Raw genomic sequence first — 25,929 nt, forward strand, 5'->3', positions numbered from 1 at the left:
AAGTGCTTAAAAAAAGTAAAAATGAAACTTAAAATACATTCTGAGGGTCAAAAAGACCATTTACAAGAGTTAAAAGAAAAATATGACCAACTTAAAACGGCTATCAAAGCAAATCCAAAATTGACGGACAATGAAAAGCAAACGGGACTGAAAAAAATGAATGAAAAGTTCGTGAAAGAAAAAAAGGATTCCAATCAAAAACTCTTCTAACCTGCAAAAGCCGGACGGGCTTTTTACGCCAACGAAATCTGCATGCAGATGGACTCCTTAGCTAGTTTACCCTAATGACCTTACTCAAGCTGAATAACTACTTAAAAAAGTTTTGAGGCAATATTAGAAAGACGACTCATTCAAACGTGGAACAGAAATTCAACATGGCTAAATGCGATTTTTCATACTTACTCGAACGTGTAGCACCAGTAGCTAACAATGCCAATAATTAATACGGACTTCGGGTTTTAAGCCAAATACCGCAAAATCCACAAGAGAACTTACGCCTTTAGTCATTATATAGAGTTTTCTCTAAAATTTGTTTCAAGTCCAATGCTTTTACATTTTTAGCAACAATTTTTCCCGCCTTATCCAATAAAATATTCTGAGGAAGTGAACTCACTCCATATTGCCGTGAAACCAAATCGTTTTTATCCCAAACATGGGTCCATGCTTCGACACCATCTTTTTCGATGGCTTTTTTCCATTTATCTTCTGTCTTATCTTGAGAAATGCTAATAATCTCAAAACCTCTTGAATTATAGTCCTCGTATAGTTTGGCAAACTCTGGGTTTTCTATGCGGCAAGCTCTACACCAAGCCGCCCAAAAATCAATTAAAAGAACCTCCGCCTCAATAGATTTAAGTTCGGTCATAGAACCCTTGGTATTTATCAATTTGAAATTTGGGGGTCTATTTCCTAAGGCCAACGCATCCGAATCGCCCACTCTCCGTTCCAAATCTCTTGTAATTGGGCTATTGGGAAACGACTCCTTATATTGTGTTAATTGCTGCTTCACAAACGCCCTATCTTTATTAAAATCTGTAAAACCTAAAGCGAAATACCCTTCCGGACCAATATCCATTGCTTTTATTTCTCTGTGAAACTCTACTAAAAATGCTTGAATCGCCTCGCCAGAACGGGCCTGAATGTTCTTCAATGCCTGTTGATCATTGGCTTTCATGGCTGCGTCCGCTTCTTTCTTCAAAGCGCCAAAATACTTGCCCTGCAATTCCCCATTTTTTAACTTAAATGCTTTCATTCTCTGAGAAGATGGAGCATCTACAATTTTGATATCTTCTATGCAATTGATATGAGCATTTTTCTCAGAAAGACCAGAAATCAGCAAGGAATCTTTGTCATCGAAAGAAATGGAATATAAAGTTGGTTGTTGGGCAACCTTGAATTCATACTTACTATTTTCAGGGTATTGCGTTTCTAAAACGTAATAATCTCCAGTTTCTGGGTCAAGCTGTTTCAAAGTAATTGTATCAACCTCGTCTCCAACCTCTCCACTAATGGAAAAGTTTTCGGAACAGGAAGTAATCAAGAGTAGTTGCAAGCTTAGAAATAGTACATTTTTCTTTATAAGTATTTTCATGGTCTTCTTAATAAGGTTCTTCTGCAAAGAAAATAGAAGATATGTTTTGGCAAGTTAGAGTACGTGTATCCGAACCAATTACCCTCGTTATAATGGTTCGAATTTGTTCATACCTATATTCGAACTTTATTTTTTGGAGACCGTTTTTTTATATTGACTTGGTGTTTGCCCTGTTTTTGCCTTAAAAATGGTATTAAAAGAAGACTTTGAGTTAAAACCAGAACCGTACATTACTTCTTGAATGGTTTCACCAGGGTCTAATGGATTTTGAAGACGTTGTTTGGCATAATCAATGCGAAATGTATTGATGTAGTCCATAAATGACTTGCCCGCATATCGGTTAATTAGTTGGGACAATTGGCGGGGGCTAATATCTTGTTCTCTCGCCAAGGCTGATAGTGATAAATCACTTTTTTGATAAACTTTCGAGTCTAAAAGAAACTGATTCACTTCTTCGAGTTTTACGGGTATATCTTCAGAAGAACTATGGTTTACGTTCAGGTGTTCTTCCGCGAACTGCACATCGCTAGGACCAATTCCTTTAAACAAGAGCGGTTGACGGATTCCTAAGTAAAACATCCCATTCACGAGAATGAGCAGCGAAATCTCCACTGGGGTTATGTCACCAATCAAATCTATACTATTATAAAAATGTTGGAATAAGTCAAACAACAGCGTGATAACAAAAAATATCATCATCCATTGGATCCATTTAAGATTTACCGATGAATCAGTAGATTGCGTAGCATGTACCATTTTATGATAGCGGACAACTGATTTGATGGTCAATACTAGGTAAATAAGAATACTGACATAGAGCAAAGAGCCTATCCTTGGACAAAGGTTTAAGCCTAAAAAACCTCCCAAAGAGAGCAGAAGCACAGGAGCAATATGTAGTAATTGCTTTTTTTGAGGCCGATAGTCGCGATAAATCAAACTTTGTACAAACAGGTAAATGACAGGACCATAACCAAACCCGAATACGCAGAGAAAACCATCGAAACAGCTAGAGCATTCCATGATACCCTCTGAAATAAGGACGATCATTTGCGCTCCCAGAAGCAAGAAAAATCCTCCAAGGAATAGATCGGACCATCTATTTCGGCTAGCACCAATCACCATAACCACAAAAAATAAAAGGCTTTGAAAACCTATAATGGCCTGCACCAACTCCCGAAGGCTAAATTGCAAATCTACGTGCATCATGCTTCAAAATTAATAAGTTGAATGGTAAATAACATACAATATGTTTTTTTAGACTAACAAAGAAAGACCCGTTTTAACTCTTCAATAGTTATAATCGCAGTTATTACACTAAGGTTCATGGTGATGGTGTTCCATAAAATCAGTTTAACACACCACCTTTTCAATTTTTCAGCTTGTTTTTGTTGCATTTCTGTAATTCCTGATTTTAACCGGCAAATCAAATATTGTACTTCTTCTACCAGTCGCCTATCATATTGTTTTAAGATTGTTTGGTCTAAACTCTAACAACTCAACAGAATTATTAGGATAAATATCTATGATCTATTGCTGCAGATTTCTTAAACGGAAATCTGTAGCTTTATAATGCGGTTTGAGTTTCGGCGAAAACGTTCTCCAGTGCTCGGTCATGAGTGGTTGGACGTTTTCCGCAACATATCATAGCTGAGACCAAAGGTGTCGAATTGTTCTTCATATTCTATGGGTTTTAAGAGGTATTTATAGGTCGCTTCGGTCGGTTAGATTGCAAAGGCCGCATTTACAAACTCAATTTTTAATACATTATTCCTATCTTTTGAGCATGATATTTATGATGCTCTTATTGGCGCATTGGATTGGCGATTTTCTTTTTCAAACTACAAAAATGGCTATTCATAAAAGTAGTAGCTTCAAATGGCTTTTTCTTCATGTAACCACATATACAATCGTCATCTTTATTTTTGCAACACTCTCTTTTTCTTGGCAAGTTGCTTTAGGGTATACCGTTATAAACGGAGTTTTACACTTAGTTGTTGACTTCTTCACCAGTAAATTAGCAGCCAAGTATGTGGAGCGCCCAAGAATTTTTTATCCTATATTGGGCTTTGACCAATTGATACATATTGCCTGCCTATATTGGACCTATTTAAATTCTGATATTTTGGCTTTATAAATTATATATGAATACTAGAAAAACAACTCCTCAAGCCTTTTTAAAAACCCTTTCCATTCTTCATTTGGCATTATTGGCAGGTCCGCTTTTAGCAGCAATCTTCTTTTACCTTAATACTGAAGTAAATATCAATGGTGCCTCGAATGAGATTTTTATCTATGTTTTTCCTGTAATTGGTTTAGCAGGAATTTTTGCCAGCAAATTTTTATACCAACAGTTTTTAAAACCTCTAAAACAACATGAGCTTTTACAAACCAAATTGGCAGGACTGCAAACCGCTTCACTAATTCAATATGCCGTGGTTGAAGGGCCAGCCTTGTTAAATATTGTTTGGTTTGGACAAACTGGCAACTTATTATATTTAACCATCGGGGCTGTCTTGCTCATTTATCTTTTTATTCTCCGCCCCACCAAAACCAAAGTTGAAACTGATTTAGAGCTTAAAGGAGCCCACAAAAGACAATTTGATAAGCTAGATGAGTCTTTACCTTAGGCTACAAAACTGCTTTTAAACCAAAACTATTTTGCGAATTCAGATTCTTTTATATATTTGTAGTGTACTAGTAATCTAATACACTAGATATGATTGAATTTAAAAATCTTTCTTTTCATTATCCAAAGAGCAGGAGAGTTCTAAATAATATCTCGTTAAGCTTTTCGGAAGGCAATATTTATGGGCTTTTTGGAAAAAATGGAGAAGGAAAGACCTCTTTATTGAAAATTATGTCAGGATTGCTTTTTACCAAATCTGGGCAGTACCACATTAACGGCATTGATGGTCTTAGAAGAAATGTTAGCAGCTTGCAACATCTTTTTTTAGTGCCCGAAGATTTTGAATTATCAGGTGTAAAGATTGCTACCTATGAAAAAATGAATTCAACGTTCTATCCCAATTTTTCTAAATCCCAATTTTATGATTTAATAGAAGAGTTTCATCTTTCTAAAAATGATACCATTTCTACCCTATCTTTTGGGCAAAAGAAAAAAGTATTGATTGCCTTTGGTATTGCAACCAATACCAAAGTTCTACTTATGGACGAACCTACCAATGGATTGGACATTCCATCAAAAAGTCAGTTCAGAAAGATTATGGCCTCGATCACAAGTGAAGATAAATGCATTATCATTTCAACCCATCAAGTACGAGACCTTCACAGTCTTATAAACCATGTAGTCGTTTTAGATAACTCCAAAGTAGTTTTTAATGAGTCATTATATAAGGTTTCTGAGCATTTATGCTTTGGCAAATACAGCACTAATAGTGAATCAATAGTTTATTCCGAATCCGGATTTGGTGGCAAATCAGTTTACTATAGAAATGATTTTGAAGAAACTGAAGTTGATTTAGAGCTTCTGTTCAATGCTGTTTTAAACAATCCTAATCAGATTACTAATGCATTAAAACTTATGCATCATGAATAATGAATATAGCATTCAAAGAGTGCTCAATCATATAAAGCGAGACCTGTACCTTCTTAAAGGAACGCTATTGACAGGCATGTTAGTTGCAATCGGGACACTATTTCTGCTGCTCTTGCTTAATATGATATGGGATAAAGAATTATCTACAGGTGAGTTCTCTGGTATTTTTGGATTCATCTATTTCATTCTTGGCATTGTATTGACTTTTTCAATTTTTAAGGAAATTCATAACCGAAATACAAATCAGCTTTATCTGACCCTACCTATATCACCTCTTGAACGACTGACCGCTATCTGGCTAACGACCATGGTATTTTACACGGTGGCATTCTCAATTTTGGGTTTTGTAATTGGTGAATTTGCCATTGTGTTCGGTAGCCTTTTCCTAGGAGCAGATTACACCCCACTTGTTCCTTTCTCGCAGAATTATTGGGGTATTGTTAAAGCGTATTTTTTTATTCAACCCCTTTTTATGCTCGGTGCGATTAGCTTTAAAAAAAATAGAGTTGGCAAAACAATACTATGCCTCATTTTGGTTGCCATAGTATTTGCCATATTTAACATGATGCTATATGGAGTTCTAAATTATGATTATGCAGTTTTTAATAATGAGCCATTGGGCACAGAAGCAATGGAAAAAGCTAAAAATGAGTTTTCCCTTGGAGGAAAATGGTTGCTTATGATGATTTTAGGTCCCATAACGCTATTGGTTACCTATCTAAAATTGGTAGAAAAAGAGGTTTCATAAATGGATTTCAATAACAGTAAACCTATTTACCTACAATTAGTAGATTATTTCTACGAAAACATCTTGGTGCGCAAATGGCAAGAAGGAGAACGTATTCCTTCGGTCAGAGAAGTTGCCGTTATGGTCGAGGTAAATCCGAATACTGCTATTAGAGCCTTTAATCATTTACAAGAGCTCGAAGTAATTTATAACAAACGAGGTATAGGATATTTTGTTGCTAAAAATGGATATCATAAGGTTCTTGAAATAAAAAGAAATGAATTTAAAGACGTGTTACTGCCAGATGTATTCAAAAAAATGCGCCTGTTAGATGTAAATTTTGAAGAAGTGAAAAGCTTATATGACCAACATTTAAATGAAAAAGAGTAATCTCATAATACTAATCTCGTTAGGAATTTTGTTTCTATTGACAATATCGTTTCAACTTTCAGTTCACAATCATATCAAGAAAGGGGAAATTGAAGGAGTTGGACTTTTTGTTTCCCAGAACAGAGACTTAGCAAGTTTTTCAAAACTTGAAGTAACTGGGAAATTTAAGGTGCTATTCAGGCAAGACACTATAACATCTTTAAAAATTGATGCCCCGAAAAGTACTATGGATTCCATAAAAACGGAAGTAAAAAACAACCAACTACGTATTTATAAAAGCATAAAAACACATGCAAAGGATACGATTACCGTTTTTATTTCAAATCCTGAACTTGAAGATCTAACAATACAATCAAAAGCCTATTTAAGCAGTATGAATTTGATTTCTGGTGACACCATAAGTCTAAGCATTAAAGGAAAAAGTAAATTAAACATCCATCTAGATTACAATCACATCAATTGTACAAAAGATCAAACATCTATATTGAATTTAAAAGGAGACACGCAAAAAATCAATTTCTCAACTATGGAGTAATTATTCATCAATCAATCATCAATCAAAAAACGAATAATCATGAATTTAGAACAAGTCGGGCAACTGCCTCAAACATTTTATGACCAAAAAGGAGTACCAAAATGGCGTTGGTACTTAATGAAAATCTTCTATGGGTTTATATTTATAGCCTTTGGATATCAAATTTGGACGACCATCTTAACCAATACGGCGTTATGGGATCCAATGGAAGCAGTAGCGTTTAGCTTTTGGGCCGCATATGCAACTTTGATGGGGCTGGGCATACGATACCCCCTTAAGATGCTTCCTTTACTATTGCTACAGCTATTTTACAAAACCGTATGGTTGCTCATTGCCTACTTACCACTAAAGGCAGCTGGAAATCTAGACGAAACCGCTTTAGAACTATACAAAGCCAACAGTATGGGAATAGTTTTAGATATACTTATTATTCCTTGGGGTTATGTATATAAGAGTTATATAAAAAAGCTATTAAAATTTCGATAAACATATTCATCATTCTTACATCATCAATCAAAAAATCAACAATCATGAATCAATTAAAACAATCCATTACTAGTAATTCAAATCGACAAGCTCAATTAAACAAAGCCTTAAAAGCAACAGCTAATTTATGGTTTATTATAGCTGTAATAGGTCAATGGCTTTTTGCCATCTATGTAGCTGCATTTTATGGAGGTGCGGCGATGCAAGGTGATTTTATGAAATGGAACCGTGTTCTGCCACACGGATATGCTGAAGGTGAAACTATGGACAACTTGGCTACGGCTATCCACGTATTTCTAGCTGTGGCAATCTTAGTTGGCGGACCTTTGCAGTTCATTCCTGCTATTAGAAATCGTTTTAGAAAATTTCACCGCATTAATGGCAGGTTATATGTAAGTTTAATGATTTTAGTGGGTTTAAGCGGGGTCTATATGGTACTGAGTAAAGGTACAGTCAGTGGTTTGATCGGTGATATTAGTATCAACATCAATGCAGTACTCATCCTCATATTTTCAATACTAACCATACAAAGAGCCCTATCAAAAAAGTTTGAGGCCCACAATCAATGGGCGTTTCGCTTGTTTTTAGTGGCAAACGGAGTTTGGTTTTTTAGAATTGGACTTATGTTCTGGCTTATGGTCATGGGTGGCCCGGTAGGTTTTGACCCTGAAACCTTTCGTGGCCCGTTTTTAATCTTTCTAGGTTTCGGACAATACCTTATTCCATTAGCTATCTATCAACTATATTTAAAATCAAAGAAGTCAAATGCATTTGGTAAATTTTCAATGTCAATAATACTTATTGGATGCTTTTTTATTACCGCAATTGGCATATTCGCAGCCACAATGGGTATGTGGTTGCCGAGACTCTAAAAAAAATTGGGGCTTTAAAAGTATCTTTACCTACAGCTGAATTATGACTTCAACTCTAGCTTTTCTGCAAAATAGTCGCAGAAATCCTTCATAGTTGCGGTCATTTTTTCATCTTGGGTAGCCTTCATAAAGGTATCGGACATGGTAACCAAAGTTTGATGAAAGAAAATTTTCATCTCGTCAACAGGCATGTCTTTGGTCCAAAGGTCAATCTTTAAAGATTCTTGATTTTTACTGTCCCAAACTGAAAGCATCATCGCCTTGGCTTCTTCATTGTCAACGCCGCCATCTTCGGCCGACCAGTTCAATTCTTCTGGCACTCGATTTTCATCAAGACCTACTGTTAATTTTATTTCTGAAGTATGTTCAACTGCCATTTACTTTTTGGGTTTGTAGTTCGATTGTTTAAAAATATCATCAGCTGGCATATCTAAGAGTTCCAATAAAGTAACTTTTGGGTTCTTCTCCATAAAAGCCCGTATGATTTGCCATCCAAGATAGCGACCTAGACGACCAGGCGATTCGCTATCCAATTCCAGCTGGAATTTTGAAAAAGGTGCTGGGTCCAAAAATCTTCGATCTAATTTTGAATCGGTACTATAGAGCAATTCACGTTCTACAAAATACCTCCAAATCTGTTCTTCATTTATATTCGCCCAGTCCATTTCTTCAGAGGTATAATTAATACGCTGAAAATCTTGGGTATTTGGTAATAATTTATCTTTTAGATATAATTCTTTTCCATAATACAACATCCTAGAAAGAAAAGTCCGGTTTCTTGGATATCTGTTAATAGTCTTGGAGAAAGCACTGGCTACATCTGAGGTTAAGTATCGCTGGTCTAAATTTTGGGCAACGTAGTTTGGTAACCCAGCATAGAACCTATGGTCACTGCCTAAATAATTATCGAGTCCTATTAATAATAAAGAATCTGTGAGCACTACCCTATTATCGTATTGCACGTCAGAAATGATGGTTACGACCTGAGGCACCTCAAAAGCCGGAAAATAATATTTAATATGCTTAAACAAAGATTCTATAGCCTCTTCTTCTGCAGAAAAATCACCAAAACTTTCCCTAACTTCTTCTTGTAATTCTAACTGCAAGGTATCTGTCAATTTTTCAATCCAAACACTATCTGAATATTGTTGTGAAAAAAGATATGGATACTTGATTTTCAAATTTGAAATATCCTCTGAAGCCGCATTTGCGAATTCTAAATCAAATCTTGACAGCTCTAAAGCAACAGGAATCTGGGCTATTTCAGCAGCAGTCTTATCCTCTTCTTTGCATGAGATGACACTAAGCATCAGAAAAGAAATCAAAAAGAATTTTGAGTTCCACTTCATTTTTAACATTCCACAGTTTAAATTTACGAGGCACAAAGGTAAATTTTTGAACTCAAAAGACAGCTATGCAAACAGAAAAGGTCATTGACCACATTGTAAAATGGTTAAAAGATTATGCGACTAATGCCAATATCAAAGGGTTTGTAATCGGAGTTTCTGGTGGAATAGATTCCGCAATAACCTCCACGTTGTGCGCGAAAACAGGCTTAGACTTGCTTTGTCTTGAGATGCCCATTCACCAAGGTAAAAATCAAGTTACCCGTGCTGATAGACATATTAGCTGGTTAATGAACAACTTCTCAAACGTCAATAGACAGCCAGTTAACCTTACTCCTGTTTTTGATAGTTTGGTGGCTGCATTACCCAAGGTTGAAAATGAAGAAGAACGCTTTATGTCATTAGCCAATACCAGAGCGCGCCTTCGAATGACTACTTTGTACTACTTCGCTGCTCTTGAAGGGTATTTAGTCGCCGGGACAGGAAATAAGGTTGAAGATTTTGGCGTAGGTTTCTATACCAAATATGGTGATGGCGGTGTCGATTTAAGCCCAATCGCCGATTTATTAAAATCTGAAGTTTGGGAAATTGGGCGTGTATTAGGAGTTAATAAAGAAATCATTGAGGCGGCCCCAACAGATGGGCTATGGGGAGATAGTCGTACGGATGAAGATCAAATAGGTGCGACTTACCCAGAACTGGAATGGGCAATGCAGATGGATGATGAAGGAAAAACCTTAGAAGATTTTTCTGACAGAGAAAAAGAAGTATTTAGAATCTATAAAACATTCAATACTTCAAATAGGCATAAGATGATTCCTATACCCATTTGCGAAATACCTGATTCACTAAAAGTTACCACTCAACCCTGATTACGTCAGTTAAAACGAATAAAACCTTAAAGATTCTGTGGTTTTAAGAAAAAAATTACAAATTTGTACTTCTAATTAGTTAACTTGCCTTTCATGCTTTGTAGGCATTTAAGTACTAAACACTAATTTAACTAAACAAATTAAGTAAAATCTACCACAATGATCAATGTATTAATCGCTGACAGTCACCCGATTGTAAGACTTGGTATCAAACAAGTTTTAAACGCCACTTCTGATTTTGAAGTGATTGGTGATGCCTCGACCACCACAGAACTTTTTGAGACTTTAGAAAAAGTTTCCCCCGATGTTGTTATGTTAGAAATGGACATCCCCGAAATAAATGGTATTGCTACGCTAAGAAAATTAAAGTCAGATTATCCCAATATCAAAGTTTTGATGTATAGTGGACAATCTGAAGATGTGTATGCCTTAAGTACTATTAGAGCTGGTGCCTATGGCTATTTGTCAAAAACAGCAGATCTTGACTATATCATTTCAGCCATCCGTAAGGTTGCTGAAGGTAATATGTTCATTACAAATGAATTGGCGCAGCGTTTGGCCTTTGATGAAGGCACTCAAAAACCAAGAAGATTCTTTAGAAAGCTATCTACTAGAGAAGTAGAGGTCTTAAAACTTTTAGCTAGTGGCAAACGAAATAAAGAAGTTGCCGAAGGTCTTAACCTTAATGAAAAAACGGTAAGTACCTACAAAGCCCGTCTAATGCGTAAGTTGAATGTAGACAACCTAGTTGATTTACTACAACAAGCAAAAGCTTTAGAATTATATTAAATATTATTTTTTGTAACTATATAAAACCCTAGAAATTCTAGGGTTTTGTTTTTTAAGAAAGTACCCTATTCAGTTTGGCATGTAAAAGCTTGTTCAATTGTAGGTAATTTATAATTTCTTCTAGCACCTCTTCATTTTCCGTTTTGGCCTCAGTATCCTTTTGCAGATTGGCAATCCTGCCTTTTATCAAATTGCATCGTAATGTAAGAATGGTCTCACTAACCAATTGGGCGACGCTATTATTCTTGTCTTTAGGGTAAATGTCTTTACGCTCCCAATCATGCAAGACGTAACGTTCTTCTTCCATTAAAATTGAAGACACCTCTTCTACAGTTTCTTGATCTAATTCAGATAAAAACAGTTTTACCGAGAATTTCTCAGAAGTGTTTAGTTTTTCAATGAGCCGGTAGTAGATATTTTTAAAATTTTCATTGGACAGCTCTATCTCATCCTCTTGAAGATCCAAATATATTTTTTCATATACCTTCGCTTCAACCACTTCCGGTTCCAATTCCAAATCACCATTTTTACTTTCTTTTAAGACTATATCCTCAAACTCTTGTTTTTGACTTCCGTAAAGTAAAAGCAACTCTATTATTTTACGTTCTAGTTCAAATTGAACATCAATCTTTTCTACAACGGTTTTATTTTTTACAACTTCAAAAGCCTTCTGTTCTTGTTTCTGCTTTTTATTTGCTTCGTAAACCTCTTTCTTATCAATTTGGGCAAGGGTATTGTACAATACCTCTTCAGAGATTTGCATGATTTTGGCACACTCCTGAATATAAATTTCTTTTTGTATCCTATCGGGAATCTTAGCAATACTGTTAACGATATCACGCACAGTGTCCGCTCTTTTGATGGGGTCATCAGCAGCCTCTTTAGCCAAAAGGGAAGTTTTAAACTGAATAAAATCCTTAGCGTTTTCCTCAAGGTACAAGACTACATCCTCATAAGCATTGTTCTTTGCAAAACTATCAGGGTCTTCGCCTTCGGGAAAAGAACATACCTTCACATTCATCCCCTGTTCCAGAATCAGGTCAATACCACGCAGTGAAGCTCTTAAACCCGCAGCATCGCCGTCAAAGAGCACGGTAATATTCTTGGTCAACCTATTGATCAATCGAATCTGTTCAGGGGTCAAAGCAGTACCACTAGAGGCCACTACATTTTCAATACCACGCTGGTTCATTTGAATGACATCAGTATAGCCTTCGACTAAAAAACAATTATCCTCTTTGGCAATTGCCTGTTTGCTATAATAAATGCCATAAAGTACTTTACTCTTATGGTAAATCTCACTTTCTGGCGAGTTTAAATATTTGGCGGCTTTTTTATCATTAGTAAGTATTCGACCGCCAAAACCTAAAACCCTACCACTGATCGAATGAATAGGAAACATGACTCGCCCTTTAAACCGGTCAAATTTTCTAGTTTCTCCTCCTGCATGCTCCTTTACAATGGTTAAACCGGTTTTTGACAGGTATTCCAATTTATAACCGTCAGATAAAGCACTTTTTGTAAAAGCATCCCATTGATCTAGATTGTACCCAAGCCCGAACTTTTTTATGGTTTCATCAGTAAAACCTCTTTCTTTAAAATAGCTTAGTCCTATTGCTTTTCCCAATTCGGTATTCCATAGAGTATCCATGTACTGTTTAGATGCATATTCAGAGACCAAATACATGCTTTCACGCTCATTGGCTTGTTCTTTTTGTTCATCAGATTGTTCAGTTTCCTCAATTTCGATATTATATTTTTTGGCCAAATACCGAATCGCCTCAGGGTAACTGAAATGTTCGTGCTCCATTAAAAAAGCAACTACATTACCTCCTTTACCACTACTGAAGTCCTTCCATATTTGCTTAACGGGCGAAACCATAAAACTTGGAGTGCGCTCATCAGAAAAAGGGCTCAAACCTTTAAAATTAGAACCAGATTTTTTTAATTGTACAAAATCACCAATAACCTCTTCTAAACGAGCCGTTTCATAAACATTATCTATGGTGGTTTTTGAAATCATAATCTATTGAAACCTTTCTAAAAGATGGAAGTTTTATTTGTTTAAATTAGAACTTCAAATGTATCAATAAATATGATTCTTTTTTTTGGAACCAAACCCGGGAAACAAATTAAGAAGCCTTTGAACCATATTGCTTGTAATCATTGTAAGCAAACAGGTACGCTAAGTGTTACTTTGCAGTCAAATTATTTGCATTTGTTTTGGGTTCCTTTATTTAAAATAGGAACATCCCGATTTGTGAAATGCTCCCATTGTAAAAAGGTGTATTATAAAGATGAGTTTACTATAGAGATGGAAAAAATTGTAAATTCTCTTTAAAAATCAGATTTATAAATTAAAATAACTTATCTCTAGATTTTATTAAAGATCAAATCTAAATCCCAATGATATATTGCGTTGTTCAACAACAGCATCTCTAAATATTGGGTTTAAATCATATTTCAAATAAAGCTGTGTGCCACCAAAACCTGCATAGGCACTAACTCCATAAATTAAATCAGCTGTATTGTAATCTCTTTTAAATTTATCTTTAATACGCTCACCATTTTCTTGGTATTTCAACTTTTGACGGGTACCTATATTAAAGCCTCCATACCCCCCAATACCAAAGCGAAAGCTACGGTCAATGTTGTAACGAATAGTTTTTTCTGTCTCTCGAACTCTTGACGAACCAAATTCAAAATGAACTGGAAATACTAAGTTATCCATTCTTAACTTTGATTTGCTCAATTCTAAGAGGAACTCTTGCAATTCGGTTTGATCACCATTTTCTACAAAAAACTGATTATCAACAGGTTTTAAACCATTAAATTGAAAAGAAAACCCATAATTAAGTCTAACAAAATTAGAATTTTTAAATACACGGGTCCTCCATTGCCATCCCATTTCAAAAAACCTGCTTCCCCCTATTTTATAAGGTGAATCGCTTAAAGACTCATCATCAATCAAAGCGTTATTTAAACCAATTGCAATCACAAAATCAGAATAGGTGCGACGATCGTATCGAAGTTCTCTTTTCCAATTTTTGGTACTAAAAAAGAACTCTTCTGAAGGCTTACCATTAATATCGATTCCAATCCTGATTTGGTCCTCGGTCAAGGTATCATTCATGGTTTCTGCAATGACATCTCCATTATTTCTTTCTAATAAGGAAATTCGATTTTCAATTATTGCAATTCGATTTTCAATGTTCAAGGCGCGTTTTTTTGCAACACTTTCCTTAAGTTCTTGAGCTTTTTCAGGGGAAATAACACCTCTCTCAAGCTGCTCATTTATACCAGAAATTTCGATCTTTAAGGCATCTTTTTCTTGAGCGGTGATTCTTGTTTTTTGTTTTTCGAGTTTTTCAACTTTCCGTTGATACTTTTCGTTCTGAGCTAAAAGGCTTTGTGTTAAAAAAGCTAAAAATAAGATTACTAAAAATGTACTGAGTTTTTTCATAATGATTTCAGTTTATACCATCCCCTACCTACCTCCCAAAAAGGGAGGGGTATAAAGGGATAGCTTTTGATTGATGAATATTAATTATTTCGGTCGGCTACAGCTGTACGTACTTTAAAAAAGCCGTCTTTAAGTTTTTCAAACAATTGTCCTCTAAAAGTTCTATCGAGTTCGTCTTCTGCTTCGGCAAGCAAAGCCATAGCATCTACTTTTCCATTCTCTTGAAATACTTTGTTGGCAAGTAATTCACGTTGCGCCACCAACAACAAAGAATCTATTTCGAAATCAGTTATTTCAATGTTCTGTTGTTCTAAATCAGCTACTACATTCAATACATCATTCAGTTTATTATCAATTAACTTTTGTTCGTTTATAGCAATCTCTTCTTGCATTACAACCTCCTCCTCTTTATTATCGAGTAAAACAAAATCTTGTTGAACAGGTTCTTTAAGTTTCAAAATCGGAGTTAGTTTCTCGATTGGCTTTATTTCATTTTCTACAGCAACTTCATCCTTAGTAATCAAGATTTTAGTTTTCTGATTTGGCATTTCCTCATCGATATTGGTTTCAATACTATCAGTCTTGACATCAACAACTTCAAGTACTGGTTGTAATTCTGACCCAGAATTAAAGTAGGCCACAGAAAGAAACAAAACACCAATAAAACTTGCTGCAATAGCATACCAATAAACTCTTTTATTAACATGCTTGGTAGTATCGTCTCCCAATTGAGATTCAATTTTACTCCAGGCTGTTTCAGAGGGCTGAAGTTCTCTGCCTTGAAGTTTTCGTTTGATATGTTCTTCTAACTTATCCATATTTATTCTTTAATTCTCTCTCGATTTAGTTCGAGATGAAATTCCTTGTAATTTTAAATTTTCTTGAAGCATCTTACGCGCTTTAAACAACTGTGATTTTGAAGTACCCTCAGATATCTTGAGCATTTTAGCAATCTCATGATGCTTATAACCCTCTACTGCATACAGCACAAAAACCATCTTGTATCCCTCAGGGAGGCTATCGATTAAATCTTGTATATGTTCAATATCCAAAATGGATTCAGTTTCGGCTACCCCTAAATCTTTTTTTTCAAAAACCTCATCATCATAAACGACAAACTGTTTTTTTCTTAAGTAAGAAATGCTTTCACGAACCATGATTTTTCGAATCCAACCTTCAAAACTTCCACGATGTTCAAATGCTGCTAAATTTTTAAAGACCTTTACAAAACCATTGACCATAACATCTTCAGCAAACTGAACATCTTTTATATATTGGCGACAAACACTTAACATTTTAGGCGCAAACTTTTCATAAATGGTTCGCTGGGCTTGACGATTACCTGCAATTGCTTTTTTCAGCAATTGCTTTTCATTACTATAAATTGAAATGATTTTCAATAGTTCTCGATTTGTCTTCTATAAAGATAGACGAGGTGAGTTTTAAAATAGTTGTCTAAGGTTTTGATTTTTTTCAAAATCTATTTTTGGAAGCAATCAAAATTATTTCTTTCGATCAACCACATAATTAACCATAAGACTAAGGGAAGCTTTATATTCTGAATCTGGATAATCGTTCAACAAGGCAAGTGCCTCGTCTTTAAACTGCAACATTTTTTTTACCGCATAATCCAATCCGCCTTGCTCTTTTACATAAGCAATCACTTCTTTTACACGTTTCTTGTCTTTGTTATGATTTTTGACCGAATTGATTATCCATCTTTTTTTGTCATTTGAACTCATGTTCAAAGCATAAATCAATGGCAGAGTCATTTTTTGCTCTTTAATATCTATTCCCGTCGGTTTTCCAATACGTTTGCTACCGTAATCAAAAAGGTCATCTTTAATTTGAAACGCCATTCCGCACAGTTCTCCAAATCTTCTAAAAATCTCTACTTCTTTAGAATCTGGCTTTACCGATGCCGCACCCATACTGCAACATGAAGCGATAAGCCTAGCTGTTTTTTGACGAATAATTTCGTAGTAAACCTCTTCAGTAATATCAAGTCTACGCGCTTTTTCTATTTGCAATAATTCACCTTCGCTCATTGCTTTTACCGACTCAGATATAATATGCAATAAATCATAGTCTTTTGTTTCTAAAGCAGTTAGCAATCCTTTAGAAAATAAAAAGTCTCCAACCAAAACCGCAATTTTGTTCTTCCAAAGTGCATTCACCGAAAAAAAACCACGTCTTTTATTGCTATCATCAACCACATCATCATGCACCAAACTTGCGGTATGAATCAATTCAATGATAGAAGCACCGGTATAAGTTCGCTCATTTACTTCTCCACCATTCAAAAGCTTAGCGGTCAAAAAAACGAACATTGGTCGCATTTGCTTCCCTTTTCTGTTGACAATGTAATAAGTAATACGGTTAAAAAGGGCCACTTTTGAAGACATAGATTCTCGGAACTTATTCTCAAAAAGTTCCATTTCTTCTTCAATAGGTTCCCGTATTTGAGCAGCGATTTTCAACTAAAAATTACTAATGATCAATTTCGTTTGGACATCAAAAGTAGGGAAAAAGCTAACGCTCTATGTAGTAAGCTTTAAGTTTTAAGATGATTGGTCAATACCATCTATAAAGTGTTATGTTTTATTGGCCAACTGACCGCAGGCAGCATCAATATCTTTGCCACGAGAACGTCTAACGGTCACAGTGATATTATTAGCCTCTAAAACCCGCTGGTACATATCGATAGCTCTATTGGATGCCTGTTGAAACTCACCATCGTCTATAGGGTTATATTCAATGATATTTACCTTTGACGGAGCAAAACGACAAAACTTCACCAAAGCATCAACCGCTTCTTGCGTATCATTTATTCCTTCCCAAACTACATATTCGTACGTAATCCTATTTTTGGTCTTACCATACCAATACTGCAAAGCCTCTCTTAAATCTTTAAGTGGAAAGGTTTCATTAAAAGGCATAATGGAAGTACGGACCTCATCAATTGCTGAATGTAACGAAACTGCTAAATTGAACTTTACCTTTTCATCTGCCATTTTTCGAATCATCTTTGGAACACCAGAAGTGGAAACGGTAATTCGTTTTGGCGACATACCCAACCCTTCTTTTGAAGTTATTTTTTCTATCGATTTTAAAACATTATTATAGTTCATCAAAGGCTCGCCCATGCCCATAAACACGATATTGCTCAATGGGCGGTCAAAATATAATCGGCTTTGGTTATCTATGGCCACAACTTGATCATAAATCTCGTCAGGATTCAGGTTACGCATTCTTTTAAGTCGAGAAGTAGCACAAAATCGACAATCTAGACTGCAACCCACTTGACTTGAAACACAGGCCGTTGTTCTTGAAGCAGTAGGTATTAAAACAGATTCAACAATTAATGTATCATGTAACTGCACTGCATTTTTAATAGTACCATCATTGCTTCGTTGCATTTGGTCAACTTTGATATGATTGATTACAAAATTGCTCTCTAACATTTCGCGGGTTGCTTTTGACAGATTCGTCATACCTTCAAAAGAGTGGGCAGATTTCTGCCATAGCCACTCGTACACTTGATTACCACGAAAAGCTTTATCCCCGCTAGAAACAAAAAAATTACGCAATTGTTCTTTAGTGAGTGCTCGTATATCTTTCTTGGTAGTATCCATTTGCACAAAGGTAGTGGAATAAAAAATCCCGATTTAAACTAAAATCGGGACTTACCTCTTAATTTGAAAGAAATAATCTCTTATAAAATCAACATGGCGTCGCCATAAGAATAGAACTTATAACTTTCTAAAATAGCTTGCTTATATGCCTTTTTCATTAAATCATGACCTACAAAAGCAGAAATCATCATCAATAAGGTTGATTTCGGCAAATGAAAATTAGTGACCATACAATTAGCAATACTGAATTCATATGGAGGAAAAATAAACTTGTTGGTCCAACCCTCAAAAGTATTCAGCTTGTGGTCAGAAGAAACAGCACTTTCAAGACCTCGCATTACTGTTGTACCTACTGCACATACGCGACGTTTATTTGCCTTGGCCTTATTTACAATTTCTGTAGCTTTCTCATCTATAACCAACTCTTCACTATCCATCTTATGTTTTGATAGGTCTTCGACCTCAACAGGGTTAAATGTTCCCAAACCAACATGTAAGGTAACCTCAGCAAAATCAATGCCTTTAATTTCCAATTTTTTCAATAAATGCTTTGAAAAATGAAGTCCTGCTGTTGGTGCTGCAACTGCCCCTTCATGCTTTGCATAAATCGTTTGGTATCGCTCTTCATCCTCAGGGGTTACATCACGCTTAATATATTTTGGCAAGGGTGTTTGACCAAGTTCTCTTAGTTTTCTTCTGAAATCAGTATATGAACCATCATATAAAAAACGAAGCGTTCTGCCTCTAGAAGTAGTATTGTCTATTACCTCGGCCACTAAACTTTCATCATCACCAAAATATAATTTGTTCCCGATTCTAATCTTACGCGCCGGATCTACTAAAACATCCCAAAGGCGCTGTTCTTCATTTAATTCTCTTAACAAAAACACTTCTATTCTCGCTCCTGTTTTCTCTTTATTACCATATAACCTAGCAGGAAACACCTTAGTGTTATTCAATACCATTACATCATCTTCCTCAAAATAGTCTATCATATCTTTGAACATCTTATGCTCAATTTTTCCCGTCTCACGATGAATCACCATTAATTTGGATTCGTCACGGTTTTCTGCTGGATACTCAGCTAATAATTCTTCTGGAAGCTCAAAACTGAAGTTTGATAATTTCATATGCGTTTTTGGGTGTTTTTTAAAGACGGCAAATATACAATCTGCGCATAGGGGTTGTCAAGTAATTAGACAATTAATTCAAAACTAAGCTTCTTTCCCCTTCAACCCGATGAGCCGCATATCTTTCCAAAAATCTGGATATGATTTTGATACTACCCCGGCATCTTTAATGTAGAGGCCTGTTTTTAAGGCTAATGGGGCGAATGCCATTGCCATTCTATGATCATTATAGGTCTCTATCACCTTATTTTCCAATATATCTACACTAGGTTCAAGGGATAGGCTCTCGTTGGTTATCGTAACTGATGCGCCTACTTTTTCTAATTCTGTTTTCATGGCGGCTAGACGATCGGTCTCTTTAATTGGTAGGGTATGTAGGCCCTTTAAATGACATCCCAAACCAAGTCCAAAAGAAGTCACGGCAATTGTTTGGGCAATATCAGGAGCGTTGGAGAGTTCAAGGTTCAAGATTTCAAGATTTGGGTTAGCTACCTTTTTTAAGGTGATACCATTATTGCCAAAAGTTGTCTCTACCCCGTAATGCCTATATATCTCTGTTAAAACGCTATCACCTTGAAGAGAATTTTTTTTATACGAGGATAGTTCAATTTCTGAACCTAAATCTGATAAAGCCGCAATACTATAAAAATAACTTGCAGCACTCCAATCAGACTCAACAATAAGTATCTTCTCTTTAGCTGATTTCTTAGCATCTACTTTAATCTGATTACCTTCAAATTTAGTCTTCACACCCACTTCATCTAATAGACCTAATGTCATTTTAATATAAGGTACTGAGGTAATCTTGCCTACTAAATTTAAAACCAGACCGTTTTCTAAGCTTGGAGCGGTAAGCAACAATGACGAAATGTATTGACTACTAATATTTGCAGGTAAGCTGACTTTGTTCTTACTTAGTTTTTTACCACTGATTTTTATAGGGGGAAAACCCTCATTTTCGACATATGAAATTTCAGCTCCTAAATCTTTAAGGGCATTTACCAATACGCTTATAGGTCTTTCCTTCATTCTATCGGAACCTGTTAAAACTACTTCTTTACCTTTTTGCGAAGCAAAAAAGGAAGTTAGAAAACGCATAGCAGTACCCGCATGATGAACATCTACGGTTCCATTTGAAATCCCCAGTCCATTTCGCATTACTTGTGCATCATCAGAATTGGAAAGGTTCTCAATCTTTAAATTTTTAAAAAGCGCTTGTAACAATAATAGTCTATTGGTTTCGCTTTTAGAGCCGGTAATTTGAATTTTGGACTCTATTAAATTACTTTGGGGTGCAGAAAGGTGAAGTTTCAAAACAAAGGTATTTGAGTAGGTGAAAACAAAAGCTCAAATATAAGCCTATTTGAGCTTTTCATTATTGTGATGGCGGTTGTGATCACGTTTTGTTTTTATATCTAACTTTTCATCAAAAGCTTGTTGCAAATCTACCCCCGTTTGATTTGCTAAACACAAAACCACAAAAAGAACATCAGCCAGTTCTTCGCCCAAATCTTTGTTTTTATCAGATTCTTTTTCGCTCTGTTCTCCATAACGCCTCGCTATGATACGAGCGACCTCACCAACCTCTTCAGTCAGTTGAGCCATATTAGTCAATTCGTTAAAATAGCGAACTCCGTGGCTTTTTATCCAGCTGTCAACAGCTTTTTGAGCATTATTTATGTCCATTACTCTTTGTTTTTAGTATCAATTATAATCGTAACCGGGCCATCATTTAACAATTCTACCTTCATATCTGCTCCGAATATACCTGTTCCTACTTTTTCACCTAAATCTATCTCTAATTGCTTCACAAAACCCTCATAGAGCAGAATTGCAACCTCGGGTTTCGCAGCTTTTATATATGAAGGCCTGTTTCCTTTTTTGATTGCAGCATGCAGAGTAAATTGACTAACTACAATGGCATCGCCATTTATATCCAACAAAGAAAGATTCATAATGCCCTCCATATCGTTAAATATTCTAAGGTTTGCTACTTTTTTAGAAAGCCAAGTAATATCTTCATTAGTGTCAGCATCTTCTACTCCCAGTAAAATCAATAATCCGCTATCTATCTTAGAAATAGTTTTTTCTTCTACAGTTACGCTAGCCCTAGAGACTCTTTGAATAACAGCTCTCATAAAATTAGTTGTCTTTATAAATATCTAATCGATAACTTTCATCTTCACCCAAAACCATTTGTACATAGCTCCTATACCTACTCCAAGCTATATTTTCGTCTTTTAGAGCTTGCTTAACTGCGCATTTTGGTTCATCTAAATGAAGGCAATTGTTAAACTTACAATCACCTTTTAAAGCAAAAAGCTCGGGAAAATAATCCCCGATTTCATCATTCTCCATATCAACAATTCCGAAACCTCTTATACCCGGTGTATCTATAATTTTAGCTCCGAAAGAAAGATCATACATTTCGGCAAATGTCGTAGTATGCTGGCCTTGTAAGTGTTGCTCAGAAATTTCAGCAGTTTTAAGATGGAAACCTTTTTCGATTGCATTCACCAAGGTGGACTTTCCTACGCCCGAATTTCCTGCAAACATGCTGGTTTTTCCCTTCATAAGCTCTTTTACATTGCTTACATTCTCGCCCGTTTTCGCCGATAGTTCAATACAAGCGTATCCTATATTGCGATACAACTTCACCAAATTAGCAAACTCATTTTTTTCATTTTCATTATAGACATCCATCTTATTAAAAAGTAAGATTACAGGAATCTCATAGGCCTCCGCTGTAACCAAAAAACGGTCAATAAAACTTGTATAGGTAACTGGATTATTAAGTGTGACCATTAAAAAAGCTTGATCTAAGTTGGCCGCAATGATGTGCGTTTGTTTTGATAGGTTGACCGATTTGCGAATGATATAGTTCTTGCGGTCTTTAATTTCTGAAATTATACCTACTTCTTCATCACCAATTTTCTCCAATTTAAAAATGACGGTATCACCAACTGCAATCGGATTCGTACTTTTAATTCCCTTAATTCGAAATTTTCCTTTTATACGACAATCGTAAAAGGCCCCATCTTCCGATTTAACGATATACCAGCTCCCTGTCGATTTATACACGATTCCCAGCATTAAATGGCTTGTTGATAACAATTCATACAATAACAAAGAAACAATTTTCTTTTCTTAAAAATTGGTATTAAAATTGATAAGTCATAATCAACAAAAACAAATCAATTATGAGAAAAGTACTTTTTATTGCCATTGTTGCCCTAGCTGCAACTTTTGAAATGAACGCTCAGCAGTTCAAGGTTATTACCAGTGTAGAATCTATTGTACCAAATGGTTTAGGTAGGTCTAGAATTGTAAATGCTCTTGAAGACAAGGATTATCGAGAATATACTAGTGTGCAGACAGATGAAGACAATACTAGAAATAAGTCGAAAAGGGGCGAGATTCGAGTAAAAAACTTTGAGGAAACTAAATTATTGAACTTTTACAATATTGGTGGAATTCGTTTTCAAAATATCGCTGCAAATGATGCCCTATTGACTTCTATGATCAATGATATGGTCGCCAATGGTTGGGAACTTGCATTTGTTACCAGTGCTGTTGAAAGTGAAGGCGGAAAAGGTGATGGCAAGGGTATCTTTATTACGAGATATATTTTCAAAAAGTAAATCTTTTTTAAAAAATAAAAAGCCCTTCAATATTGAGGGGCTTTTTGCTTTAACTTTCTTCTTTTTTTAATCCAGAATTCGAACTCGACCGCCTACAAAAGTACTTTTATTAACCTGCTTTGGTTGACCATAAACAGTAACATCACCGCCAGCTTTTACGTTTACGTCAACGCGATCAGAAGCGAAAACTTCAGCCTCGCCCCCTGCAGATATTTTAACATCAGATACCGAAGTTCTTAAATCACGACCTTCAAAAATTCCACCTGTATTCAAAACTATTGATTGATTCTCTGCCAAACCTGAAGCCTCAATTATACCACCAGTTACAGCTCTAATATCAGCCACTGTAACATCCATGCCTATGGTGATTCTAGCTCCTTCTTGAGCCCGAAGCTCAATTTTGCTCTTGTTTACCATTTCATTGCACGTTATATGAGCACCTTCATTGGCATCAATAACATCGACGTTGGTATAATATACCTCTATAAAAGTATCTTCTCCTGTAAATTTCTTATCTAATTGCATTCGCAATTTTAAGACTCCATCTTTATTTGCCCATTTAATATCATCCGTATTTCTACCTTTAATAACAATTCTATTTTCATTAGATTGAATCATGTTTACTTCAATTAAATCAAACACCTTGATTTTATTAAAATCTCCAACCACTCGGTCAATAGTTCTTTGGGCAAAACCTGTGAGTGTAAATAATGTTAGACAAATAGTGCATATTATTTTCATTGTAGTGTGTTTTTGTTTTTAGAAAGATGTCTTTTCGAACAATTTGTTACAATTTGAATCAAAAAAAATGCCATTTCAAAAGAAATGGCATTTTAAATACTATAATTATGGTTTTATGCTTTTAAAATCTTCTCTTGATGATTTATGGACTCTTGATGAATTGCTTTAAACATTCGTAAAACAAATTCTTCGCTTAGTCCTTTGCTTTCTCCTTCTAAAATCATCTTACCTAAAATTGCATTCCACCTATTAGTCTGCAAAACTGCCACATTCTTTTGTTTTTTTAATTCTCCAATACCATCTGCAACTTTCATTCGTTTTCCCATAGTTTCAATGAGCTGATTGTCTATTACGTCAATCTGAGCTCTTAAATTGCTAAGTTTTGCATTATACTCTGCTTCCTTATCATCTTCTTTACGAATTTTCAAGTCATCCATAATTTGAACCAAAGTTTGAGGGGTTACTTGCTGAGCAGCATCGCTCCATGCATTATCTGGATCGGTATGGGTTTCAATCATTAATCCATCAAAATTTAAGTCTAAAGCAGTTTGTGACACATCAAAAATCATATCTCTTTTTCCCGTGATATGTGAAGGGTCATTGATGAGTGGTAAATCAGGAAATCTGTTCTGGAACTCAATAGCCAATTGCCATTCAGGAATATTGCGATATTTTGTTTTTTCATAAGTAGAAAACCCTCTGTGTATTGCTCCCAATTTTTTAATTCCCGAGGTGTGCAAGCGTTCGATGCCACCCAGCCATAAAGCCAAATCAGGATTTACAGGGTTCTTTACTAAGACTATTTTATCAGTTCCTTCAAGAGCATCTGCTAAATCTTGCATAATAAAAGGGCTTACTGTAGAACGCGCACCTATCCATAATAAGTCAATATCATGCTCCAATGCCAATTCAACATGGGCCTTATTAGCAACCTCGGTAGCAGTTTTTAGTCCAGTTTCTTCTTTTACTTTTTGAAGCCATTTGAGACCTATTGCTCCCACTCCTTCAAAGTTACCAGGTCTAGTCCTTGGTTTCCAAATACCCGCACGATAATAATTAACGTCAGAATCTTTAAGCTCATGGGCAATTTTCAAAACTTGTTCTTCTGTTTCAGCACTGCAAGGGCCAGCAATTACCAAAGGATGAGGCAATGCCATATCATCCAACCAAGTTCTCATCTCTTTTGAATTTTTCATAGGTGTATTCTATTTTGTAAGTGGTATTCCGTTTAATATTTGTTTAATCTTATTTGTATTGTTCATTTCATCGTAGACTCCCTTAAAGTCTTCATTTTCAATCATCTTTTTAAAATCCTCCAGATTGTGAATATATTCTGTTAGAGTTTCAATTACATTCTCTTTATTTTGCTCAAAAATTGGTGCCCACATTGCTGGCGAGCTTTTGGCTAAACGAACCGTACTTTCAAATCCACTACCTGCCATATCAAAAATATCGCGTTCATTTTTCTCTTTTTCAATAACCGTTTTTCCCAACATAAATGAACTGATATGTGACAAATGAGAGACATAGGCAATATGCTTATCATGCGCTTCAGCATTCATATAACGAATTCGCATACCTAACTCCTGAAAAAGCTGCAAAGCTTTCTCCTGAAGTTTAAATGCCGTTTTCTCTACTTCACAAATGATATTGGTCTTACCGTTGTACAAATTTTCAATAGCGGCTTCAGGTCCTGAAAATTCTGTTCCTGCGATAGGATGACTAGCCAAAAAATTTCTTCTCTTAGGATGATTTTCAAGGCTTTTACAAATCAAAGCTTTGGTAGAACCTGTATCAAATACTACCGTATTTTCGCCAATAGCATCCAATATTTTCGGCATTTCATCAACCAAAACATCTACTGGTATGGCAACCAAAACCATATCTGCAAATTGCAAATCTTGGTAAGTTGCTTTAGCATCAATTAGACCTAAATCAAGGGCTTTATTCAAATGTTCGTCGTTTGCATCTATTCCATAAACCTCAGTTTCTGGATGCAAGCGTTTAACATCTTTCGCAAAAGAACCCCCAATTAAACCGATACCTATTATAGCTAACTTCATTTTTTCTTAGATTTTAGATATTACTGCAGAAATTTTAGATGTAAAACCCATTAAATCTACAATACTATCTACCCCTCTCCCTTATAGTATCT

General features: G+C 35.6%; 31 protein-coding genes. 13 read left to right on the plus strand and 18 right to left on the minus strand.

Annotated features, from left to right (window positions below; genetic code table 11):
• Positions 1-21 precede the first annotated feature (21 nt).
• Entirely contained in the window at positions 22-210 is a 189-nt protein-coding gene (locus tag RM706_RS00585) for a DUF1542 domain-containing protein (protein WP_311349074.1), read from the plus strand.
• Positions 211-499: 289 nt separating this feature from the next.
• Here RM706_RS00585 and RM706_RS00590 read toward each other — a convergent pair whose 3' ends face one another.
• Positions 500-1,591 (minus strand): TlpA family protein disulfide reductase, encoded by a 1,092-nt coding sequence (locus tag RM706_RS00590; protein ID WP_311349075.1) that lies wholly within the window; start codon positions 1,589-1,591, stop codon positions 500-502.
• A gap of 126 nt (positions 1,592-1,717) precedes the next feature.
• A complete protein-coding gene (locus tag RM706_RS00595) occupies positions 1,718-2,797 on the minus strand; it encodes a helix-turn-helix domain-containing protein (protein WP_311349076.1) in 1,080 nt (359 codons plus the stop codon).
• A gap of 589 nt (positions 2,798-3,386) precedes the next feature.
• Here RM706_RS00595 and RM706_RS00600 point away from each other — a divergent pair.
• The 8 genes from RM706_RS00600 (at position 3,387) to RM706_RS00635 (ending at position 8,157) form a co-directional block, all read left to right on the plus strand.
• A complete protein-coding gene (locus RM706_RS00600; RefSeq protein WP_311350440.1) occupies positions 3,387-3,725 on the plus strand; it encodes a DUF3307 domain-containing protein in 339 nt (112 codons plus the stop codon).
• 7 nt (positions 3,726-3,732) lie between these two features.
• Complete coding sequence (locus RM706_RS00605) at positions 3,733-4,218, plus strand: hypothetical protein (protein WP_311349077.1); 486 nt, start codon at positions 3,733-3,735, stop codon at positions 4,216-4,218.
• A gap of 89 nt (positions 4,219-4,307) precedes the next feature.
• Entirely contained in the window at positions 4,308-5,147 is an 840-nt protein-coding gene (locus tag RM706_RS00610) for an ABC transporter ATP-binding protein (protein ID WP_311349078.1), read from the plus strand.
• The gene (locus tag RM706_RS00615) at positions 5,140-5,895 is read left to right on the plus strand and encodes a hypothetical protein (protein ID WP_311349079.1); all 756 of its coding nucleotides are present in this window, start codon (positions 5,140-5,142) and stop codon (positions 5,893-5,895) included. The genes RM706_RS00610 and RM706_RS00615 overlap by 8 nt, the downstream gene beginning before the upstream one ends.
• Positions 5,896-6,264: a GntR family transcriptional regulator gene (locus tag RM706_RS00620; protein WP_311349080.1), complete on the plus strand. Its 369-nt coding sequence runs from the start codon at positions 5,896-5,898 to the stop codon at positions 6,262-6,264.
• Entirely contained in the window at positions 6,251-6,799 is a 549-nt protein-coding gene (locus RM706_RS00625) for a GIN domain-containing protein (RefSeq protein WP_311349081.1), read from the plus strand. Before RM706_RS00620 ends, RM706_RS00625 begins: the two co-directional genes overlap by 14 nt.
• 39 nt (positions 6,800-6,838) lie before the next feature.
• Positions 6,839-7,285, plus strand: coding sequence for a hypothetical protein (locus RM706_RS00630; RefSeq protein ID WP_311349082.1), 447 nt, complete (start codon positions 6,839-6,841; stop codon positions 7,283-7,285).
• 44 nt (positions 7,286-7,329) lie between these two features.
• Complete coding sequence (locus RM706_RS00635; protein WP_311349083.1) at positions 7,330-8,157, plus strand: DUF2306 domain-containing protein; 828 nt, start codon at positions 7,330-7,332, stop codon at positions 8,155-8,157.
• A 41-nt stretch (positions 8,158-8,198) separates the two neighbouring features.
• Here RM706_RS00635 and gldC read toward each other — a convergent pair whose 3' ends face one another.
• Both gldC and gldB read right to left on the minus strand, forming a co-directional pair.
• Positions 8,199-8,534, minus strand: coding sequence for a gliding motility protein GldC (gldC, locus tag RM706_RS00640; RefSeq protein WP_311349084.1), 336 nt, complete (start codon positions 8,532-8,534; stop codon positions 8,199-8,201).
• Positions 8,535-9,506: a gliding motility lipoprotein GldB gene (gldB, locus tag RM706_RS00645; protein ID WP_311349085.1), complete on the minus strand. Its 972-nt coding sequence runs from the start codon at positions 9,504-9,506 to the stop codon at positions 8,535-8,537.
• A gap of 65 nt (positions 9,507-9,571) precedes the next feature.
• On the opposite strand from gldB, the gene nadE reads away from it, so the two are divergent.
• Positions 9,572-10,375: an NAD(+) synthase gene (nadE, locus tag RM706_RS00650; RefSeq protein ID WP_311349086.1), complete on the plus strand. Its 804-nt coding sequence runs from the start codon at positions 9,572-9,574 to the stop codon at positions 10,373-10,375.
• 159 nt (positions 10,376-10,534) lie between these two features.
• Positions 10,535-11,164 (plus strand): response regulator, encoded by a 630-nt coding sequence (locus RM706_RS00655; RefSeq protein ID WP_311349087.1) that lies wholly within the window; start codon positions 10,535-10,537, stop codon positions 11,162-11,164.
• Between the two features lie 52 nt (positions 11,165-11,216).
• Here the strand turns inward: RM706_RS00655 and dnaG are convergent, their stop codons facing one another.
• Entirely contained in the window at positions 11,217-13,187 is a 1,971-nt protein-coding gene (gene dnaG / locus RM706_RS00660) for a DNA primase (protein ID WP_311349088.1), read from the minus strand.
• 72 nt (positions 13,188-13,259) lie between these two features.
• Here dnaG and RM706_RS00665 point away from each other — a divergent pair, with 72 nt between their 5' ends.
• Positions 13,260-13,505: a zinc-ribbon domain-containing protein gene (locus RM706_RS00665; protein WP_311349089.1), complete on the plus strand. Its 246-nt coding sequence runs from the start codon at positions 13,260-13,262 to the stop codon at positions 13,503-13,505.
• A 42-nt stretch (positions 13,506-13,547) separates the two neighbouring features.
• On the opposite strand, the gene RM706_RS00670 is transcribed toward RM706_RS00665, so the two are convergent.
• The 10 genes from RM706_RS00670 to rsgA all read right to left on the minus strand — a co-directional run bounded on the left by RM706_RS00670 (position 13,548) and on the right by rsgA (position 22,485).
• Positions 13,548-14,627, minus strand: a complete 1,080-nt coding sequence (locus RM706_RS00670; RefSeq protein WP_311349090.1) for a DUF2059 domain-containing protein — start codon at positions 14,625-14,627, stop codon at positions 13,548-13,550.
• Between the two features lie 80 nt (positions 14,628-14,707).
• The gene (locus RM706_RS00675) at positions 14,708-15,445 is read right to left on the minus strand and encodes a hypothetical protein (RefSeq protein ID WP_311349091.1); all 738 of its coding nucleotides are present in this window, start codon (positions 15,443-15,445) and stop codon (positions 14,708-14,710) included.
• A gap of 9 nt (positions 15,446-15,454) precedes the next feature.
• On the minus strand, positions 15,455-16,027 hold the full coding sequence (locus RM706_RS00680; RefSeq protein WP_311349092.1) for an RNA polymerase sigma factor: 573 nt from the start codon (positions 16,025-16,027) through the stop codon (positions 15,455-15,457).
• 102 nt (positions 16,028-16,129) lie between these two features.
• A complete protein-coding gene (locus RM706_RS00685; RefSeq protein ID WP_311349093.1) occupies positions 16,130-17,107 on the minus strand; it encodes a polyprenyl synthetase family protein in 978 nt (325 codons plus the stop codon).
• Positions 17,108-17,221: 114 nt separating this feature from the next.
• The gene (gene rlmN / locus RM706_RS00690) at positions 17,222-18,262 is read right to left on the minus strand and encodes a dual-specificity RNA methyltransferase RlmN (RefSeq protein WP_311349094.1); all 1,041 of its coding nucleotides are present in this window, start codon (positions 18,260-18,262) and stop codon (positions 17,222-17,224) included.
• A gap of 80 nt (positions 18,263-18,342) precedes the next feature.
• Positions 18,343-19,392 carry a tRNA preQ1(34) S-adenosylmethionine ribosyltransferase-isomerase QueA gene (gene queA / locus RM706_RS00695; RefSeq protein WP_311349095.1) on the minus strand — a complete coding sequence of 350 codons (1,050 nt, stop codon included), beginning with the start codon at positions 19,390-19,392 and terminating at the stop codon, positions 18,343-18,345.
• A gap of 84 nt (positions 19,393-19,476) precedes the next feature.
• Positions 19,477-20,706 carry a 3-phosphoshikimate 1-carboxyvinyltransferase gene (locus RM706_RS00700; protein ID WP_311349096.1) on the minus strand — a complete coding sequence of 410 codons (1,230 nt, stop codon included), beginning with the start codon at positions 20,704-20,706 and terminating at the stop codon, positions 19,477-19,479.
• Between the two features lie 45 nt (positions 20,707-20,751).
• On the minus strand, positions 20,752-21,078 hold the full coding sequence (locus tag RM706_RS00705; RefSeq protein WP_311349097.1) for a nucleotide pyrophosphohydrolase: 327 nt from the start codon (positions 21,076-21,078) through the stop codon (positions 20,752-20,754).
• Positions 21,078-21,530: a D-aminoacyl-tRNA deacylase gene (gene dtd / locus RM706_RS00710; protein WP_311349098.1), complete on the minus strand. Its 453-nt coding sequence runs from the start codon at positions 21,528-21,530 to the stop codon at positions 21,078-21,080. Before dtd ends, RM706_RS00705 begins: the two co-directional genes overlap by 1 nt.
• A gap of 4 nt (positions 21,531-21,534) precedes the next feature.
• Positions 21,535-22,485, minus strand: coding sequence for a ribosome small subunit-dependent GTPase A (gene rsgA / locus RM706_RS00715; RefSeq protein WP_311349099.1), 951 nt, complete (start codon positions 22,483-22,485; stop codon positions 21,535-21,537).
• 107 nt (positions 22,486-22,592) lie between these two features.
• Between rsgA and RM706_RS00720 the strand changes: the two genes are divergently transcribed.
• Complete coding sequence (locus tag RM706_RS00720) at positions 22,593-23,033, plus strand: hypothetical protein (RefSeq protein ID WP_311349100.1); 441 nt, start codon at positions 22,593-22,595, stop codon at positions 23,031-23,033.
• 66 nt (positions 23,034-23,099) lie between these two features.
• Here the strand turns inward: RM706_RS00720 and RM706_RS00725 are convergent, their stop codons facing one another.
• From RM706_RS00725 to RM706_RS00735, 3 genes are all read right to left on the minus strand, one after another.
• Positions 23,100-23,774, minus strand: a complete 675-nt coding sequence (locus RM706_RS00725; protein WP_311349101.1) for a head GIN domain-containing protein — start codon at positions 23,772-23,774, stop codon at positions 23,100-23,102.
• Between the two features lie 113 nt (positions 23,775-23,887).
• Positions 23,888-24,970 (minus strand): bifunctional 3-deoxy-7-phosphoheptulonate synthase/chorismate mutase type II, encoded by a 1,083-nt coding sequence (locus RM706_RS00730; protein ID WP_311349102.1) that lies wholly within the window; start codon positions 24,968-24,970, stop codon positions 23,888-23,890.
• A gap of 9 nt (positions 24,971-24,979) precedes the next feature.
• Complete coding sequence (locus RM706_RS00735) at positions 24,980-25,837, minus strand: prephenate dehydrogenase (protein WP_311349103.1); 858 nt, start codon at positions 25,835-25,837, stop codon at positions 24,980-24,982.
• Positions 25,838-25,929: the final 92 nt, after the last annotated feature.

The sequence above is a fragment of the Croceitalea rosinachiae genome, from assembly GCF_031846445.1.
GTDB lineage: Bacteria > Bacteroidota > Bacteroidia > Flavobacteriales > Flavobacteriaceae > Croceitalea > Croceitalea rosinachiae.